Source organism: Actinophytocola gossypii, assembly GCF_025165815.1.
GTDB classification, from domain to species: domain Bacteria; phylum Actinomycetota; class Actinomycetes; order Mycobacteriales; family Pseudonocardiaceae; genus Actinophytocola; species Actinophytocola gossypii.
On record NZ_JAFFZE010000009.1, the window covers coordinates 393,973 to 410,758 of the forward strand.

A 16,786-nucleotide genomic window follows, 5' to 3' on the forward strand; every position below is an offset into this window, starting at 1 on the left:
CGCAAATTATCTTAGAGGTCACGAAACTACCCTGCTGCAACAGAACAGAGGACCTCATGGAACGGAAACAGCCCAGGTGGCGGTCGCTGACCGGCCTCCTGACCACCTGTGTCCTGGCCGTCGGACTCCTGCCCGCTTCCCCGGCCGCCGCGACCCCCGACGACGCATCCACCGAAGCCGCGACCACCGTCCTGGCCAGCACCCTCTCCGCCAGCAGCGCACAAGCCGGCTACCCCGTCGGCAACGCGGGCGACGGTGACCGGGGCACCTACTGGGAGAGCGCCAACCACGCCCTCCCGCAGTGGATCCAGGCCGACCTCGGCGCCGCCGCGACGGTCGACCGGGTCGTGCTCACGCTCCCGGCGCACTGGGAGGCTCGCACCCAGACGCTGACCGTGGGTGGCAGCACGACCGGGACCTCGTTCACCACTCTCGCCACCGCCAGGGGTTACGCGTTCGAACCGGGTGCCGGCAACACGGTCTCGATCCCGTTCACCGCCACGACCGCCCGCTACCTGCGGCTGACGGTCACCGCCAACACCGGCTGGCCGGCCGCCCAGGTCGCCGAGCTGGAGGTGTACGGGCCGGACACCGGCGACGTCGAGGCGCCGAGCGCGCCCGCCGGCCTGACCTACACCGAGCCATCGTCCGGGCAGATCCGACTGGCCTGGCGCGCGTCCACCGACAACGTCGGCGTCACCGGGTACGCGATCTACCGCAACGGCGCGCTCGTCGGCACCGTGCCGGCCGGCACCCTGACCTTCACCGACACCCAGCCCGCGTCCGCGACCGTCGAGTACGTCGTGCGCGCCAGGGACGCCGCCGGCAACGAGTCGCCGGACAGCAACCGGGTGACCAGGGCAGGAGAGGGGCCGGCCGGGGAGGACCTGGCCGCCGGCAAGCCCATCGAGGCGTCCTCCACCGTGCACGGCTACGTCGCGCGGAACGCCAACGACGGTGACGTCGGCACCTACTGGGAGTCGGCCGCCGGGTACCCGTCCACGCTGACCGTGCGGCTCGGCTCGAACGCGGACATCACCTCCGTCGTGGTCAAGCTCAACCCCGACCCGATCTGGGGTCCGCGTACGCAGAACATCGAGGTGCTCGGCCGCGACCAGTCCGGGGCCGAGTTCACCGGCCTGCTCGGCCGGGCCGACTACGCGTTCGACCCGTCGGAGAACCAGAACTCGGTGACCCTGCCGGTCAACGGGCGCGCGTCCGAGGTGCGGCTGCGGTTCCACGGCAACTCCGGCGCGCCCGGCGGACAGGTCGCCGAGTTCCAGGTGATCGGCACCCCGGCGCCCAACCCGGACCTGACCGTCACGTCGACGACCTGGGCACCCGAGTCGCCGACCGAGACCGACCGGATCACCCTGTCGGCCACCGTGCGCAACGCGGGCAGCGCGCCGGCGGGGGAGACCGTGGTCGACTTCGCCATCGACGGCTCGGTCGTCGGTGACGCGCCGGTGGCTCCGCTCGCACCCGGCGCGTCCGCGACGGTGTCCGTGGACGCCGGCACCCGCACGGCGGGCAGCTACCCCGTCTCGTCCACAGTGGATCCGTCGAACTCCGTGGTGGAGCAGGATGACGGGAACAACACGCACACCGCGGCGGAGGAACTCGTGGTGGCCAGGGCGCCCGGGCCGGACCTGCGCGTGCTCGGCGTCGCGTCCAACCCGACGAACCCCGCGGCCGGCGCCCGGGTCACGTTCAGCGTCGAGGTGCACAACCGGGGCACGTCCAGCGCGGGCGCGTCGGTGACCAGGGTGTCCGTCGGCGGCACGACCCTCGACACCGACACCCCGGCGGTCGCCGCCGGCGAGACGCGGACCGTGGCGGTGAGCGGCAGCTGGACCGCGACCAGCGGCGGCGCGACGATCGACGCCACCGCCGACGCGACCGACGCGGTCACCGAGACCAACGAGACCAACAACGGGTTCACCCGGTCCATCGTGGTCGGGCGCGGCGCCGCCGTGCCGTACGTCGGGTACGAGGCGGAGGCCGGCCGGTACGAGGGCACCCTGCTGGAGGCCGCTCCGGAACGCCCGTTCGGGAACACCAACTTCGCCACCGAGTCCTCGGGCCGCCAGTCGGTGCGGCTGGAGAACACCGGGCAGTACGTGGAGATCACCTCGACGAACCAGGCCAACTCGATCGTGGTGCGCAACTCCGTGCCGGACGCACCGGGCGGCGGCGGTGCCGACCACACGATCAGCCTGTACATCGACGGGGAGTACGAGCGGAAGCTGACGTTGTCCTCGACGCACAGCTGGCTCTACGGCACCACCGACGACCCGGAGGGCCTGACCAACACCCCGCAGGCCGCCGCGCGACGGCTGTTCGACGAGTCGCACGCGCTGCTCGGCGAGTCCTACCCGCCCGGCACCACGTTCCGGCTGCAGCGGGACGCGGGCGACGACGCGGCGTTCCACATCATCGACCTGATCGACCTGGAGCAGGTCGCGCCGCCGAAGGAGAAGCCGGCCGAGTGCACCTCGATCACCGAGTACGGGGCGGTGCCGAACGACGACGGGGACGACACCTCGGCGCTGCAGCGCGCGGTGACCGACGACCAGAACGGTGTGATCTCCTGCGTCTGGGTTCCGCGGGGCCAGTGGCGGCAGGAGCAGAAGATCCTGACCGAGGACCCGGACCGCCCCGGTCACAACCAGGTCGGCATCAGGGACGTCACGATCCGCGGCGCCGGCATGTGGCACTCGCAGTTCTACACGCTGACCGAGCCGCAGGACGCGGGCGGCATCAACCACCCGCACGAGGGCAACTTCGGGTTCGACATCGACAAGAACACCCAGATCTCCGACCTCGCGATCTTCGGCTCCGGCCGGATCCGCGGCGGTGACGGCGGCGCCGAGGGCGGGGTCGGCCTGAACGGCCGGTTCGGCACCGGCACGAAGATCACGAACGTGTGGATCGAGCACGCGAACGTGGGCGTCTGGGTCGGTCGGGACTACAGCAACATCCCCGAGCTGTGGGGTCCGGCCGACGGGCTGGAGTTCTCCGGCATGCGCATCCGCAACACCTACGCCGACGGCATCAACTTCACCAACGGCACCAGGAACTCGCGGGTGTTCAACTCCTCGTTCCGCACCACCGGCGACGACTCGCTCGCGGTGTGGGCCAACCCGTACGTCAAGGACCCGGCGGTGGACATCGCGCACACCAACGAGTTCGTCAACAACACGATCCAGTTGCCGTGGCGGGCCAACGGAATCGCGATCTACGGCGGCTACGACAACCGGATCGAGAACAACCTGGTGTACGACACGATGAACTACCCGGGCATCATGCTGGCGACCGACCACAGCCCGCTGCCGTTCTCCGGGGAGACGGTCATCGCCAACAACGGGCTGTACCGGACGGGCGGGAAGTTCTGGGGCACGCAGGAGTTCGGGGCGATCACGTTCTTCGCCCAGACCCACGACATCGTCGGGGTCACCCTGCGCGACACGGACATCCACGACTCGACCTACGACGGGATCCAGTTCAAGAACGGTGGCGGTGCGGTCCCGGGCGTCCGGATCAGCGACGTGCGGATCGACGACTCCAACCACGGGGCCGGCATCCTCGCGATGGCTGGCGCGCGCGGCAGCGCGACGCTGACGAACGTGACCATCACGAACTCGGCCGACGGCGACGTCGTCGTCCAGCCGGGATCCACGTTCGACATCACGCGGTAGTCGTCCCCCGAAGGGGCTCGCGGTCCTGGACCGCGGGCCCCTTCGCTTGGTCTGGACCACTCGGTGGTCTGAACCATAAACTGACCGCGTTCCGTGTTCGATCGGCTTCCCCCTGCTACCGAAGGAGCCACCATGAGATCAACACGCCGTCTCCTCGCGCTCGCGACCGCCGCGCTCGCGGTCTCGGCCACTCTCGGCGCCGCGCCCGCTGCCGGCGCGGAACCGCCGCCGAGCGACTGGGACCGGATGCTCGCCCAGCAGCCGCTCGTCCGCGCCGCCGACGTGATCCAGGCCGAGGTGCTGCGCGGCGCCGACCGGGGTTTCGCCGGCATCGTCCTCGAGGAGGACCACGTCGACCTGTGGTGGAAGGGCTCCGTGCCGGCCGGGATCCGCGCCGCCGTCGCGAAGGCGGAGGCCGAGGCGCCCGTGGAGATCGAGCCGGCCCGGTACTCCAACGCCGAACTACGCGCGGCCGCCAAGGTGATCGACGCCCGCCGCGGCCCGGCCGTGCACGCGATCAAGCTCCCGGCCGACGGCAGCGGCCTGGTCCTCGGCACCACGTCGGCGGCCGCGACCCACGCGCTCACGTCCGCGGTGGACGTTCCGGTGCGGACCGTCGTGGAGGAGCCGCTGGCGCCGGTGTCGCGGCGCGACGACGCCCCGCCGTGGAAGGGCGGCGCCACGATCGTGCTCGGCAACGCGGCCTGCACCTCGGGCTTCTCGGTACGCAACGGCGCGAACCAGCGGTTCCTGCTCACCGCCGGGCACTGCGGCGACCCGGGCGTGCGGGTGACCGACCCGACCGGCGAGTACATCGGCAACGCGGGCGCCAAGCACGGCGACCACGACATCATGCTGATTCCCACGCCGAACGTGGTGAACCGCCAGTACGTCGGCGGCGGCGACAGCAACAGCACGGTGTCCGTGAACGGCTGGGGCGACGTGTACGTCGGCGAGTACCTGTGCCAGTCCGGCGTCACCAGCGCGGGCGCCACCGGTGGCCCGGTCTGCAACATCAAGGTGCTGTTCTTCTACGCCGACCGCGAGGACCTGGTCGAGGGCGAGCAGATGAACGGCCAGCAGGCCGCCCGCCCCGGCGACAGCGGCGGGCCCGTCTACGGCCCGGCCGCCGGCGGCGGCGTGATCGCCAAGGGCACGGTCACCCGCGTCGCCGGCGCCCGCATCGGCTTCCAGGACTTCCGCACCGCCTCCCGCGATTTCGGCGTGTACATCCCCCTCTGACCCCCGAACGTACGACTCGCGCGACGGGAACGTACGACTCGCGAGCCTCGCGAGTCGTACGTTCCCGGACGGTGAGTCGTACGTTCGGGGGCGGTGGTCAGTGGGGGGTGCGGAGGAGGCGGGCGAGGGTGTCGTGGTCGGCCAGGGCGGGTAGGGCCAGGACGCGGTGCCTGGCTCGTTCGCCCATCGCGGTGAGGGCGGTGAGGAGGTCGTCGGCGGCGTCCTCGTCGAGGGCGGTGCGCAGGAGGAGGGTGAGGGTGTCGTCGTCGGCCTCGGCGGCGTACTCGGCGATGCGGCCGCGGAGGCGGTCGTCGGTCAGCCTGCCGATCAGGGACAGGCCGGCGGAGCGGAGGTCGAGCGGGCCGGTCAGGGCGGTGTGCACGACCTCGCGCAGGCGGGGCGCTGGCAGCATCGACACCGCCGTGGTCAGCTGGGCGTCGCACTCGGCGTAGAAGCCGATCCGCAGCAGGGCCTCGTCCGACACGGTCGCGGCGACGCCACGGATGATCCACGAGGTCGCGGCGTCGAGCAGGCGGCCGAGGGTGACGTACTCGGTTCGGTCGACCAGTTCGCGGATCACCGCCAGCACCCGGTCCGGGTCCATCCGCTGGATCAGCGGCGCCGCCCGGCGTGGGTCGAGGTGGATCGAGCCCTCGGCCAGGTACTCCACGGGCATCCGGTTGGCCAGCTCGGCGGCACGTTCCGGGGCCATCTCGCCGGCCACCCGCGCGGCCAGGAACGGCGTGAACGCCCGCAGCGTGATCCGCACGTTCACCGCGGTGGGCAGCAGCCGGGTGATCGCGGCGACCCGCTGGAACGCCGTCCGGTGCTCGTCGTACAGCGCTGCGGTGACCCGCTCGCGGAGCCGCCGGATCTCCTCGTACTCGAGCGAGGCCGCGAACCGCACGCCCTCCGGCGTGGTGTGCAGGGCCCGGGCCAGCTTCATCAGTTCGGCCTTCGTGGCCAGGTCACGCGCCACGTCTCACCGCCCCACGATCCGGCCGACGCTGGCCCGCACCAGCGGCGGCAGCTGCCGCATGGCCTCGTCCGTCGCCGCGGCGAGTGCCCGCGCCTGGTGCCTGCGCGCGGCCGACAGGGCGTCGTGCAGTTCCGCCAGCTCCTGGTCGGACAGCGCGTCCAGGACGCCGGCGTCGGGTCCGAGCCAGCGCTTCAGCGCATCCCGTACGTCGCCGCGCATTGCCTGACTTTGTCATGTCCGCCCGCCGCCGCCATACCCGCATCCGGGTGTTCCGTGCCGGTACGGACCCGGCCGGTAGCATGCGTGGACATGACGCGCATGCTCGTGACCGGCGGGGCCGGCTTCATCGGCTCCAACTTCGTTCACCACACGCTCAAGCACCACCCGGCGTACGAGATCCGCGTGCTTGACTCGCTGACCTACGCCGGCTACCGCGAGAGCCTCACGCCGGCCGGCGACGCGATCGAGTTCGTCGAGGGTGACATCTGCGACGCCGACCTGGTCGAGCGGCTGATGGCCGGCACGGACGTGGTCGTCCACTTCGCCGCCGAGTCGCACGTGGACCGCTCCCTGCACGACCCGGAGCCGTTCATCCGCAGCAACATCATGGGCACGTTCACCCTGCTCGAGGCCGCGCGCCGGCACGACGTGCGCTTCCACCACATCTCCACCGACGAGGTGTTCGGCGACCTGCCGCTCGACTCGGACGACAAGTTCACCGAGGAGACCCCGTACAACCCGTCCAGCCCGTACTCGGCGAGCAAGGCCAGCTCCGACACCCTGGTCCGGGCGTGGGTGCGCTCGTTCGGCCTGCGCGCGACGCTGTCCAACTGCGCCAACAACTACGGCCCGTTCCAGCACGTCGAGAAGTTCATCCCGCGGCAGATCACCAACGTGCTCGTCGGCGACCGCCCGAAGCTGTACGGCGACGGCGTGAACGTGCGCGAGTGGACCCACGTCGACGACCACAACGCCGCGGTGCACCTGATCATCTCGGGCGGCCGGATCGGCGACACGTACCTGATCGGCTCCGGCGACGAGCGCAGCAACAAGGACATCCTGGAGACCACGCTCGAGCTGATGTACCAGGAGCGGGACGCCTACGACCGGGTGCCCGACCGCCCTGGCCACGACCTGCGCTACGCCAACGACTCGACGAAGATCCGCACCGAGCTGGGCTGGGTGCCCGAGTACGGCGACCTGCGCGCCGGCCTCGCCCAGACCATCGACTGGTACCGGCACAACGAGTGGTGGTGGAAGGCGCAGAAGGAGGGCACCGAGGCCACCTACGCCCTCCTCGGCCGCTAGGACACCACCTGGCGCACCAGCACCCGCAGCGCGTCCCGGTGCACGTTCGACGGGTCGGCGGCCAGCCAGCCGCCGACCTCCCGGACGAACCGCTCGGGATCCATCGGCGGCACGACGTCCGCGCCGAACGGCGGCTCGTCGACCGTGACGGCACCGGGGCGGCCGGGGTAGAGCAGCAGCACGCCCCGCACGGCGAACCCCGGTAGCAGCGCGCGGTACGCCGCGACCCGTTCGGCCAGTCGGGACGTCCCACCGCGGAACCGGTGACCGTTGCGCCACAGCACGCCCGCGGCGTCCACCCGGTAGTGCCCCGGCAGCCACACCTTCGACTCGACCAGTACCAGCCGCCTGCCGCAGAGCACCGCGTGGTCGACGTCGGCGAACACCGAGCCCGCCTCGCCCGCGAGCCCGTGGCACACCCGGGCGGCCGGGATGCGGGTCAGGTAGCGCGCCAGCAGCTCGGCGGTCAGCCGCTCACCCGCCTCGTCCGGCTCGGTGCCCGGCCGCCCGAACACCAGGCGCGTGCCCAGCTCGGCCAGGAACTCCCGGTCCGCCCTGGCCGAGGCGAGCCACCGGTGGCCGACGGCCGCGCCCGCGGCGGCGAGCACCAGCACCCACACGAACACCACCGCGCCGGGCGCCCCGGTGACCACCAGGGCCACCAGCAGCCCGGCCCAGGCGGCGCCGGCCACGGCGAACGCCGGGTTGGGTGCCGGCCCCGTCGGGACCAGCGCGACCCGCGAGCCGACGTGGTCCCACCACGGGATCGTCCTGGTGTCCAGTACCGGCAGCGTGGGCGTGTGCTCCGGGTCGTCCCGCTCGCGCCGCCGGGGAGCGGGCGGAACGGGCGGATCGTCGTCGAGGCCGCCGGCGTCGTAGTCGGAACGGAGCTCCGGATCGACGAGCGTCTCGTACGCCTCGCGGAGCAGGCGGAACGTGCCGGCGGTCCCGCCCGCGTCGGGGTGCATGACCTTGGCCAGCGACCGGTAGGCCGACCTGATCTCGGCGGGGGAGGCGTTCCGGGACACGCCGAGCAGCTCGTAGTAGTCGTACCCGCGCACCCTCACCGCCATCTCGTCGGTCCCGCTCCCGGCGAACAGATTAGGAGATCGTCCCACCGGGCATACGGTCGACATGCGACTTCCATCCGCGCTCCGCGACAGCTCGCTGTCGGTCCTGCTCGACGGCTATGCCTGGATGCCGGACCGGCGCGCCCGGACGGCGAACGGGATCGTGCGGACCAGGCTGTTCGGGCGCCCCGCCGTCGGCCTGTGCGGGCCGGAAGCCGCCCGGTTCTTCTACGACGAGGCACATGTCCGGCGGCACGGCGCGATCCCGGAGCCGGTGCGGGCCACCCTGTTCGGCAAGGGCGCCGTGCACACCCTCGACGGCGCGGCGCACCGGTGCCGCAAGGAACTCTTCCTCTCCCTGGTCACCCCGGAGCGCACCGCGGCGCTCGCGGCGAGCGTCGCGGCCGCGTGGGACGAGACGAAGTGGCCGCCCGGACGCCCGGTGGTCCTGTTCGACGAGGCGAGCCGCGTGCTCACCCGCGGTGTCTGCCGGTGGGCCGGCGTCCCGCTGGCCGACGCCGAGGTGGACGGTCTCGCCGCCGACCTGGTGGCGATGGTCGACGGCTTCGCCACCGCCGGGCCGAGGCACTGGCGGGCCCGCGCGGCCCGGCGCCGCCAGGAGGACCGGTTCGCCGGCCTGGTGCGCGGGGTGCGGGACGGCTCGGTCACCGCGCCGGAAGGGTCGGCGCTCATGGCCGTCGCCGGGCACCGGGAACGCGACGGCGAGTCGCTGAGCCCCCGGCTGGCCGCGGTGGAGCTGCTCAACGTCATCCGGCCGACGGTCGCGGTGTGCTGGTTCGTCGCGTACGCCGGCCACGCGCTGCACCGCTGGCCGGAGCACCGGCGGCGGCTGGCGGCCGGGGAGCTGGTCACCGAGTTCGTGCACGAGATGCGCCGGTTCTACCCGTTCGCGCCGTTCGTCGCCGGGCACGCGGTCACCGACCTGACCTGGCGGGACGAGCGGATCCCCTCGGGCTCGCTGGTGCTGCTCGACCTGTGGGGGCACGACCACGACGCGCGGTACTGGGACGAGCCGTTCCGGTTCCGCCCGGAGCGGTTCGTCGACCGGGAGATCGGCGAGTTCGAGTTGGTGCCGCAGGGCGCGGGCGATCCGCGGGTCAACCACCGCTGCCCGGGCGAGCCGTTCACCGTCGCGGTGCTGGAGGCGCTCACGCCCCGGCTGGCCGCGCTCGACCACGAGGTGCCGGACCAGGACCTGACCATCTCGCTGCACCGGATCCCGGCCAGGGTGCGCAGCGGCATGGTCGTCGTGCCGAGTTGATCTCGCGCGGTGGGCGGGGGGCTTGGGTACCGTGACGGACGAGGGTCGGGTCCAGAAGCGCGGCGTGCCCTTGTCCGACAGTTTGTGTCGAACACAGGAGGGCGCAACATGGTGCGTGGACGTGACGAGTGGCGGACGCCCGGTGCGCCGTGGTCACCGTGATCGTCGTCCCCGGCCCCGAGAACGTGCTGGCGCTCCGCGTCAACGGTGAGATCGACACCGCGAACGCCGCCGAGCTGGAGGCCGAGTTCATCCGGCTGGTCGACGGCTCGGTCGACGTCGTGGTGGACGTGCACGCCGTCACGATGCTCTCCGCCGCCGGCGCGCGGATGCTGACCCGGGTCGCCGACCGGCTCGCCGATGGGGGCAGGCGGATGCTGGTCGTCACCGGCGCCGGGATGCCCCGCCGGGTGCTCGAGGCGATCCACGCCGTCGACGTGCTGGAGGTCTTCACCACGGTCGACACGGCGGTCGCGGCGCTCGACCACGCGTCCGACCGCGATTGCGACGAGCTGGTGCGGCTGCGCGACCAGGTGCGCGACCTGCGCGAGAAGCTGCGTACCCGCCCGCTGGTCGCCCGCGCGCTCGGCATGCTGCACGAGCGTTACCGGCTGCCCGACGTGAACACGGCCAACGGCCTGCTGCGGGACGTGTCCCAGCGGAACAACGTGAAGATGCGGCTACTGGCGCACGCCTTCGTCGGCGCCACGCCACCGCCGTCGCCGGACGCGCCGCGCTGGTTCCCCGGCCGGCTCAGACCGCCCGCTCCCCGGTTGACGTTCGTGACGCGGGCCCCGGCCAACCTGACCGTGCTGCTCGACGAGGTGCTCGACGCGGTACTGGCGTGCTCGGGGGCCGAGGCGGGTGACGTCCAGCTGGTCGACCCGGTCCGCGGCGCGCTGGCGATCGAACGGCAGCGCGGCCTGCCCACGTCGCTGCTCACGTTCTTCGAGGAGGTCGGCACGACCGGTTCCCCGTGCGCGGAGGCGTGGCGGCGGCGCTCGTCGATGGTCGTCGCCGACGTGGCGAGCGACCCGGTCTACGACGAGGACGCCCGCGCGGTCCTGCTCGACGCCGGCATTCGCGCGGTGCGGAGCACGCCGCTGCTCGCGCCGTCCGGCGAGTGCGTCGGCGTCGTCTCCACCCACCACCGCGAGGTGGGCGCCGTGTCGGTTGGCGCCGAGCCACCCGAGCTGGCGCGGATCGCGGCCGAGGCGGGCGCGTGGATCGCCTGGTACGTCCGGAACACCACGCTCGACGCCCTTGAGCACCTGCACGACGAGGCCAGGCGGGCCGCTCGGGGCAGGGCAGCTGTCACGGGTGGCGTAGCAGCACCCCGACCCCGTCGGCCAAGGGGAGTGACTCGGCGGTGACGATCAGCTCGGCGCCGACCGCGAGCGCGGCCAGCGGCAGCGCCTCGTCGGCCCGCTGCCGGCTGATCGGGACGCCGAGCGCGCGCAGCGAGTCGTCGGTGCCGACCAGGTGGTCCTGCTGGTCGCCGCCGACCCACACCGTCTCGTCGCCGAGCCGGTCCACCGACACGACCAGGGCGTCGGCGTTGCCCTCGCGGAGGCCGCGGGTGCAGAGCGGGAGCCCGTCCACGGCGAGCCCGCCCGGCCGGGAGGACTCGAACACGAACTGGTCGTAGGCCGACCACTCGGCGACGGGCCGTTCCCCGGCCGCCGCGTGGTGGTGCGCGAGCGGGAGCAGGTAGGGCAGGTCGGACACCCTGCCGACGGGCGCGGCCGGCCGCCAGGACGGGCACTCGTCGACCAGAACCGTGCCGCCGGAGCTGACCAACGCCGTGACGAGTGCGTGGCCGGTGGCGCCGTGCCGGGCGACCGCCTCGTCCAGCACGTCGAGGACGGTCTCCTCGACGTGTTGGGCGGCGAGGCGGGGCCGCAGCACCGGCCAGGCGGCCGCGGACGGCAGGTAGACCGAGGCGAACGGTCCGGGGACGTGGACGAACTCGCGCATCGACAGGGTGTCCATGTCGCCTCCTCAGGACTTGACGAACTCCTCGCTGACGGCGTTAGGCCCGTCGTAGGTGCGGTCCGGCATCGACCGCAGCCCGTCGAGTACCGCGTCGTCGGCGCCCTGCGAGCGTGCGTGCTCGACCAGGCTGTCCTTGTCGCACGGGTAGTCCACACCGGACAGGAACTTCTGCATCTGAATCGGATTCGGGTTGTTCACGGCTTCTCCTTTCCCGTTCGGCCCGATGCGCTGGCTACCCCGATCGGCGCGACTTATCCGCCGGTCGGCAACCGAAAGGTCGTCACGATGAGTAGTAGCTGTCACGCACAGGTTTACTACTACTCCACCCGGAAAGCCCTTCTTCGTGACCACATCAGCTTCTGCGACCGCCGCGGCGGTGCTGTTCGACCGGGACGGCACGCTCGTCGAGGACGTGCCGTACAACGGCGACCCCGGCCTGGTCAGGCCGGTACCGGGGGCGCGGGACGCGCTGGAGCTGCTGCGGTCGGAGCACGTCGCGACCGGGATCGTGACCAACCAGTCCGGGATCGGCCGCGGATTGCTGACGGTGGGCGACGTCCACCGGGTGCATGCCCGGATGGAGCAACTGCTGGGGCCGTTCGACGACTTCCGGTTCTGCCCACATCTGCCCGATTCCGGGTGCGTCTGCCGCAAACCGGCACCGGGAATGGTGCTGGACGCGTGCGCCGCGCTCGGTGTGCGCCCGCGGGCGTGCGTCGTGATCGGCGACATCGCCGCCGATCTCGCCGCGGCAACCGCCGCCGGCGCCCTCGCGATCATGGTGCCGACCCCGGTGACCCGCCCGGACGAGATCGCCGCCGCCCCGGTGCTGGCCACCGACCTCCACACCGCCACCGAACTCGCCGTCGACCTCCTGCTGGGGGTGCGCGCATGATGCGGGTGCTCGTGGTGCGGTTGGACAGTGACGGCGACGTCCTGCTGTCCGGCCCGGCGATCCGCGCGATCGCCGGTCACCCGGCCGAGGTCACCCTGCTCTGCGGTCCGGCCGGCGCTCAGGCGGCCGCGCTGCTGCCCGGCGTGGACCACACGATCGAGTGGACCTGCCCCTGGATCGCCCCGGACCCCGGCGAGCTGCGACTCGACGACATGCGAGAGCTGACCGAACGGATCGCCGGTGCCCGGTTCGACCTCGCGGTGGTGCTGACCTCCGCGCACCAGTCCTGCCTGCCGACCGCGCTGCTGCTGCGGACGGCCGGCGTCCCGGCCATCGCCGGCATCTCCACCGACTACCCGGGCGCGCTGCTCGACGTCCGCCTGCGCCCCGACATCGACTTCGTCGACGACACCCCGGAGCCGGAGCGCGCGCTCGCTCTGGTCAACGCCGCCGGCTTCCGCCTGCCACCCGGCGACGACGGCGCGCTGCGGGTGCGCCGGATCCCGGAGGTGTCCACGCTGACCGGCACCGGCCCGTACGTGGTCGTGCACCCCGGCGCCACGGTGCCGGCCCGCCGCTGGCCGGCCGGCCGGTGCGCCGAGGCGGTGCGGGATCTGGTCGAGGCCGGGCACCGCGTGCTGGTCACCGGCGGACCGACCGAGCGGGTGCTGACCGCCGCGGTCGCCGCGGACGCCGGCACCGACCTCGGCGGCGCCACCAGCTTCGCGCAGCTCGGCGGCGTGCTCGCCGGCGCCGACGCGGTGGTCGTCGGCAACACCGGCCCCGCGCACCTCGCGGCGGCCGTCGAGACCCCGGTGGTCTCCCTGTTCTCCCCGGTCGTGCCGGCGGTCCGGTGGGCGCCCTACCGGGTGCCCACCGTGCTGCTCGGCGACCAGACCGCGGCCTGTCGCGGCACCAGGGCGCGCGAGTGCCCGGTGCCGGGACATCCGTGCCTGTCGACCGTCACCGCGCGTGACGTGGTGGCGGCCGTCCGGGCCGTACGGAAGAAGCACTCACTTAAGCCACAGGTGGTGCGCTGACCCTGCCATGACTGGACGACGGGAACAGCCACAAATGCGAATAGCGATGATCTCCGAACACGCCAATCCCCTGGCGGCGCTAGGAGGAGTTGACGCGGGCGGGCAGAACCTGCACGTCGCCGAGCTCTCCGCCGCTCTGGTCAGGGCGGGCCACGACGTGACCGTCTACACCCGCCGGGACGCCCGCGGGCAGCCGGCGACCGTCGACGCCCCCCAGGGCTTCCGGGTCGTCCACGTGCCGGCCGGTCCCGCCAAGCAGGTGCCCAAGGACGAGCTGCTGCCGCACATGGCCGAGTTCACCCGGTTCGTCAGCGAGCAGTGGCGGGACTCGCCGCCGGACGTCGTGCACTCGCACTTCTGGATGAGCGGAATCGTCGCGGTGTTCGCCAAGCAGCACACGCGCGTGCCCGTCGTGCACACCTACCACGCCCTCGGCACGGTGAAGCGCCGCCACCAGGGCACCGCCGACACCAGCCCGGCCGACCGCATCCGGCTCGAGCGGCTGGTCGGCAACTCCGTCACTCGCGTCCTCGCCACCTGCACCGACGAGGTCCGCGAGCTCGGCCGGATGGGCGTCGGCAACCGGCGCGTCGCCGTCGTCCCCTGCGGCGTGGACTGCGACCAGTTCCGCCCGGAGGGCCCCGTCGTGCCCAAGCGGCTGCCCCGCCGGGTGGTCAGCGTCGGCAGGCTGGTGCCGCGCAAGGGGTTCGCCGACCTGATCGCGGCCATGCCGTACAACTCGGACACCGAGCTGGTCATCGTCGGCGGCCCGGACCGCAGGACACTCGCCCGCGACCCGGAGGCCATCCGGCTGCGCGAGCTCGCCGAGCGGCTCGGCGTCGCCGACCGGGTGCGGCTCGTCGGCCAGGTGCCCCGCGAGCGGATGCCGTCCGTGCTGCGCTCGGCCGACCTCGTGGCGTGCGTGCCCTGGTACGAGCCGTTCGGCATCGTCCCGCTGGAGGCCATGGCCTGCGGGGTGCCGGTGCTCGCCACCGAGGTCGGCGGCCTGGCCGACACGGTCGTCGACGGCGTCACCGGCGTGCTGGTGCCGCCCCAGCGGCCCAAACCGCTGGCGGCCACCATGAAGGCCCTGCTCGCCGACCCGGTCAAGCGGGACTTCCTCGGCGCCGCCGGCCGCGACCGCGCCGAGTCCCGCTACCCGTGGGACCGGATCGCCATGGACACCGCCCGGGTCTACGAGCAGTGCCTCGACGGCACCGGCACCGGGCGGCTCGCCACCGCCGCCGGAGCGTCGCGATGAACCGCCTCGTCGAGCTCAGCCGCGCCGTGCGGGCACTGGACCGGCAGACCCCCCGGTTCGAACGCTGGGGTGCGCTGCTCGCCGAACGGCTCGGCGCGGGTGCCCGGCTGCTGGCCGCCGGCAACGGCGGATCGGCCGCGGAGGCCCAGCACCTGACCGCCGAGCTGGTCGGCCGGTTCGACCGCGAGCGGGAGCCGTTCGCCGCGGTCGCACTGCACGCCGACACCTCCAGCCTCACCGCGATCGGCAACGACTACGGCTTCGCGGACGTCTACGCCCGCCAGGTCACCGCGCACGCCCGGCCCAAGGACGTCCTGGTGCTGCTGTCCACCAGCGGCCGCAGCGAGAACGTGCTGCGCGCCGCGGCGGCCGGCCGGGCCAGGGGCGCGACGGTCCTGGCGCTCACCGGCCCGCTGCCGAACCCGCTCGCGGAGCTGGCCGACGACACCCTCGCGGTGGACGGCGGCACGTCGACCGTGCAGGAGGCACACCTGATCTCGGTGCACCTGATGTGCGAGGCGTTCGAGGCCGCGATAGCCGACAGCGCGGACGACACCGCAGACGACACGGGGGAGACCGTGCCGGACGACGATGCTCGGAGGGCGTCATGAAATCCACCATGAACCTCGTCGTGGTCGGCGACTGCCTGCTGGACATCGACCTCGTCGGCTCGGTGAACCGGGTCTGCCCGGACGCCCCGGCGCTGGTCGTCGAGGAGGACAAGCGCAGGCCGCGACCCGGCGGCGCGGGACTGGCCGCGTGGCTGGCCGGGTGCGCGGGCGAGCCGGTCACGCTCGTCACCGCGCTCGCCGACGACAGCGAGGCCGACCTGCTGCGAGCCCGGCTCGGCCGGGTGCGCACGGTGGCCGGGCCGCTGAACGCGCCGACCCCGGTGAAGACCAGGGTGCGCGCCGACGGGCACACCGTCGCCCGGATCGACCGGACCCGCGCCGGCCGCCCGACGGTCACCCCGGACATGCTCGCCGCGATCGAGTCGGCGGACGCGATCCTCGTGTCGGACTACGGCCGGGGCCTCACCGCCGACCCGCTGCTGCGCCGGGCGCTGGCCAGGATGGTCGACCGCGTGCCGGTGGTGTGGGATCCGCACCCGCGCGGCGCCCAGCCGGTCGCCGGCGTCACCCTGGTCACGCCGAACCTGGACGAGTCACTGCGGCTGTGCGACGGAGAACTCGGCCAGGACGGCGACGACGTGAGCACCGCCGAGCAGGCCGCGGCGCTGTTGCGGGACCGGTGGCGTGCCGGCGCGCTCGCGGTGACGCTCGGCGGGCGCGGCGCGCTGCTCGACGACGGTGCCTCGACCCGGCTGATCCCGGCGCCCTCGGTGTCCGTCGCCGACCCGTGCGGCGCGGGTGACCGGTTCGCCGTCGCCGCCACCGCCCGGCTGATGCGCCACGACAGTGTCGCCGGCGCCGTCGGGCAGGCGGTCACCTCGGCCGCGGAGTTCGTCGCGGCCGGCGGTGCCGCGGAGGTCACCGGCGGCGCGATCACCCCGTCCCCGGACACCGACCGGAACGGGCTGGACGGTGCGCGGAGGCTCGTCGAGTCGGTGCGCGCCCGCGGCGGGACGGTGGTCGCCACCGGCGGCTGCTTCGACCTGCTGCACGCCGGCCACATCCGCACCCTCGACGCGGCGCGCGGTCTCGGCGACTGCCTGGTGGTGTGCGTGAACTCCGACGACTCGGTGCGGCGGCTCAAGGGGTCGACGCGCCCGCTGAACGGCGAGGCCGACCGGGCCGAGGTGCTGCGCGCGCTCGGCTGCGTCGACCACGTCGTGATCTTCGACGGCGCGGGTCCGGAGGAGGTGCTCGCCGAGCTGCGGCCCGACGTGTGGGTCAAGGGTGGCGACTACACCCCGGAGACCCTGCCGGAGACCCCGCTCGTCCGAGGGTGGGGCGGCTCGGTCGTGGTGGTGCCGTACCACGACGGCCGTTCGACGACCCGGCTCGCCCAGATGCTCACCGAGGCCGGCTGACCACGAGGGAGGAACACGTGTCC

15 protein-coding genes are annotated in these 16,786 nt (G+C 73.1%); 10 read left to right on the forward strand and 5 right to left on the reverse strand.

The features are described from left to right. Window positions 1-56: 56 nt before the first annotated feature. A complete protein-coding gene (locus JT362_RS10200) occupies window positions 57-3,698 on the forward strand; it encodes a CARDB domain-containing protein (protein ID WP_260190845.1) in 3,642 nt (1,213 codons plus the stop codon). A 132-nt stretch (window positions 3,699-3,830) separates the two neighbouring features. Then, a complete protein-coding gene (locus tag JT362_RS10205) occupies window positions 3,831-4,940 on the forward strand; it encodes a chymotrypsin family serine protease (RefSeq protein WP_260190846.1) in 1,110 nt (369 codons plus the stop codon). A gap of 97 nt (window positions 4,941-5,037) precedes the next feature. Here JT362_RS10205 and JT362_RS10210 read toward each other — a convergent pair whose 3' ends face one another. Both JT362_RS10210 and JT362_RS10215 read right to left on the reverse strand, forming a co-directional pair. After that, complete coding sequence (locus JT362_RS10210) at window positions 5,038-5,919, reverse strand: hypothetical protein (RefSeq protein ID WP_260190847.1); 882 nt, start codon at window positions 5,917-5,919, stop codon at window positions 5,038-5,040. Window positions 5,920-5,922: 3 nt separating this feature from the next. Continuing rightward, window positions 5,923-6,138, reverse strand: a complete 216-nt coding sequence (locus JT362_RS10215) for a hypothetical protein (protein ID WP_260190848.1) — start codon at window positions 6,136-6,138, stop codon at window positions 5,923-5,925. A gap of 90 nt (window positions 6,139-6,228) precedes the next feature. On the opposite strand from JT362_RS10215, the gene rfbB reads away from it, so the two are divergent. Further along, complete coding sequence (gene rfbB / locus JT362_RS10220) at window positions 6,229-7,227, forward strand: dTDP-glucose 4,6-dehydratase (protein ID WP_260190849.1); 999 nt, start codon at window positions 6,229-6,231, stop codon at window positions 7,225-7,227. Here rfbB and JT362_RS10225 read toward each other — a convergent pair. Further along, a complete protein-coding gene (locus JT362_RS10225) occupies window positions 7,224-8,300 on the reverse strand; it encodes a J domain-containing protein (protein WP_260191043.1) in 1,077 nt (358 codons plus the stop codon). The genes rfbB and JT362_RS10225 overlap by 4 nt on opposite strands. Before the next feature lie 61 nt (window positions 8,301-8,361). On the opposite strand from JT362_RS10225, the gene JT362_RS10230 reads away from it, so the two are divergent. Then, window positions 8,362-9,579 (forward strand): cytochrome P450, encoded by a 1,218-nt coding sequence (locus JT362_RS10230; RefSeq protein ID WP_260190850.1) that lies wholly within the window; start codon window positions 8,362-8,364, stop codon window positions 9,577-9,579. 128 nt (window positions 9,580-9,707) lie between these two features. Beyond that, window positions 9,708-10,952: an STAS domain-containing protein gene (locus JT362_RS10235; protein ID WP_260190851.1), complete on the forward strand. Its 1,245-nt coding sequence runs from the start codon at window positions 9,708-9,710 to the stop codon at window positions 10,950-10,952. On the opposite strand, the gene JT362_RS10240 is transcribed toward JT362_RS10235, so the two are convergent. Both JT362_RS10240 and JT362_RS10245 read right to left on the reverse strand, forming a co-directional pair. Then, the gene (locus JT362_RS10240; RefSeq protein ID WP_260190852.1) at window positions 10,894-11,571 is read right to left on the reverse strand and encodes a hypothetical protein; all 678 of its coding nucleotides are present in this window, start codon (window positions 11,569-11,571) and stop codon (window positions 10,894-10,896) included. The genes JT362_RS10235 and JT362_RS10240 overlap by 59 nt on opposite strands. Window positions 11,572-11,580: 9 nt before the next feature. After that, a complete protein-coding gene (locus JT362_RS10245) occupies window positions 11,581-11,772 on the reverse strand; it encodes a DUF2795 domain-containing protein (protein ID WP_260190853.1) in 192 nt (63 codons plus the stop codon). 145 nt (window positions 11,773-11,917) lie between these two features. Here JT362_RS10245 and JT362_RS10250 point away from each other — a divergent pair, with 145 nt between their 5' ends. The 5 genes from JT362_RS10250 to rfaE2 are packed head-to-tail and all read left to right on the forward strand — an operon-like array spanning window position 11,918 to window position 16,763. Next, window positions 11,918-12,469: a D-glycero-alpha-D-manno-heptose-1,7-bisphosphate 7-phosphatase gene (locus JT362_RS10250; protein ID WP_260190854.1), complete on the forward strand. Its 552-nt coding sequence runs from the start codon at window positions 11,918-11,920 to the stop codon at window positions 12,467-12,469. After that, window positions 12,466-13,509, forward strand: coding sequence for a glycosyltransferase family 9 protein (locus tag JT362_RS10255; RefSeq protein ID WP_260190855.1), 1,044 nt, complete (start codon window positions 12,466-12,468; stop codon window positions 13,507-13,509). Before JT362_RS10250 ends, JT362_RS10255 begins: the two co-directional genes overlap by 4 nt. Before the next feature lie 34 nt (window positions 13,510-13,543). Further along, window positions 13,544-14,770 (forward strand): glycosyltransferase, encoded by a 1,227-nt coding sequence (locus tag JT362_RS10260; RefSeq protein ID WP_260190856.1) that lies wholly within the window; start codon window positions 13,544-13,546, stop codon window positions 14,768-14,770. Beyond that, window positions 14,767-15,381, forward strand: a complete 615-nt coding sequence (locus JT362_RS10265) for a D-sedoheptulose-7-phosphate isomerase (protein ID WP_260190857.1) — start codon at window positions 14,767-14,769, stop codon at window positions 15,379-15,381. The genes JT362_RS10260 and JT362_RS10265 overlap by 4 nt, the downstream gene beginning before the upstream one ends. Next, window positions 15,378-16,763: a D-glycero-beta-D-manno-heptose 1-phosphate adenylyltransferase gene (gene rfaE2, locus JT362_RS10270; RefSeq protein ID WP_260190858.1), complete on the forward strand. Its 1,386-nt coding sequence runs from the start codon at window positions 15,378-15,380 to the stop codon at window positions 16,761-16,763. The genes JT362_RS10265 and rfaE2 overlap by 4 nt, the downstream gene beginning before the upstream one ends. The last annotated feature ends 23 nt before the right edge of the window (window positions 16,764-16,786 follow it).

What these genes read in the sequence shown, in the direction of transcription:
- rfaE2 (WP_260190858.1), top strand. Translation starts at nt 15,378, where the DNA reads ATGAAATCCACCATGAACCTCGTCGTGGTCGGCGACTGCCTGCTGGAC.
- rfbB (WP_260190849.1), top strand. Translation starts at nt 6,229, where the DNA reads ATGACGCGCATGCTCGTGACCGGCGGGGCCGGCTTCATCGGCTCCAAC.
- JT362_RS10200 (WP_260190845.1), top strand. Translation starts at nt 57, where the DNA reads ATGGAACGGAAACAGCCCAGGTGGCGGTCGCTGACCGGCCTCCTGACC.
- JT362_RS10230 (WP_260190850.1), top strand. Translation starts at nt 8,362, where the DNA reads ATGCGACTTCCATCCGCGCTCCGCGACAGCTCGCTGTCGGTCCTGCTC.
- JT362_RS10225 (WP_260191043.1), bottom strand. Translation starts at nt 8,300, where the DNA reads ATGGCGGTGAGGGTGCGCGGGTACGACTACTACGAGCTGCTCGGCGTG.
- JT362_RS10215 (WP_260190848.1), bottom strand. Translation starts at nt 6,138, where the DNA reads ATGCGCGGCGACGTACGGGATGCGCTGAAGCGCTGGCTCGGACCCGAC.
- JT362_RS10265 (WP_260190857.1), top strand. Translation starts at nt 14,767, where the DNA reads ATGAACCGCCTCGTCGAGCTCAGCCGCGCCGTGCGGGCACTGGACCGG.
- JT362_RS10260 (WP_260190856.1), top strand. Translation starts at nt 13,544, where the DNA reads ATGCGAATAGCGATGATCTCCGAACACGCCAATCCCCTGGCGGCGCTA.
- JT362_RS10205 (WP_260190846.1), top strand. Translation starts at nt 3,831, where the DNA reads ATGAGATCAACACGCCGTCTCCTCGCGCTCGCGACCGCCGCGCTCGCG.
- JT362_RS10255 (WP_260190855.1), top strand. Translation starts at nt 12,466, where the DNA reads ATGATGCGGGTGCTCGTGGTGCGGTTGGACAGTGACGGCGACGTCCTG.
- JT362_RS10240 (WP_260190852.1), bottom strand. Translation starts at nt 11,571, where the DNA reads ATGGACACCCTGTCGATGCGCGAGTTCGTCCACGTCCCCGGACCGTTC.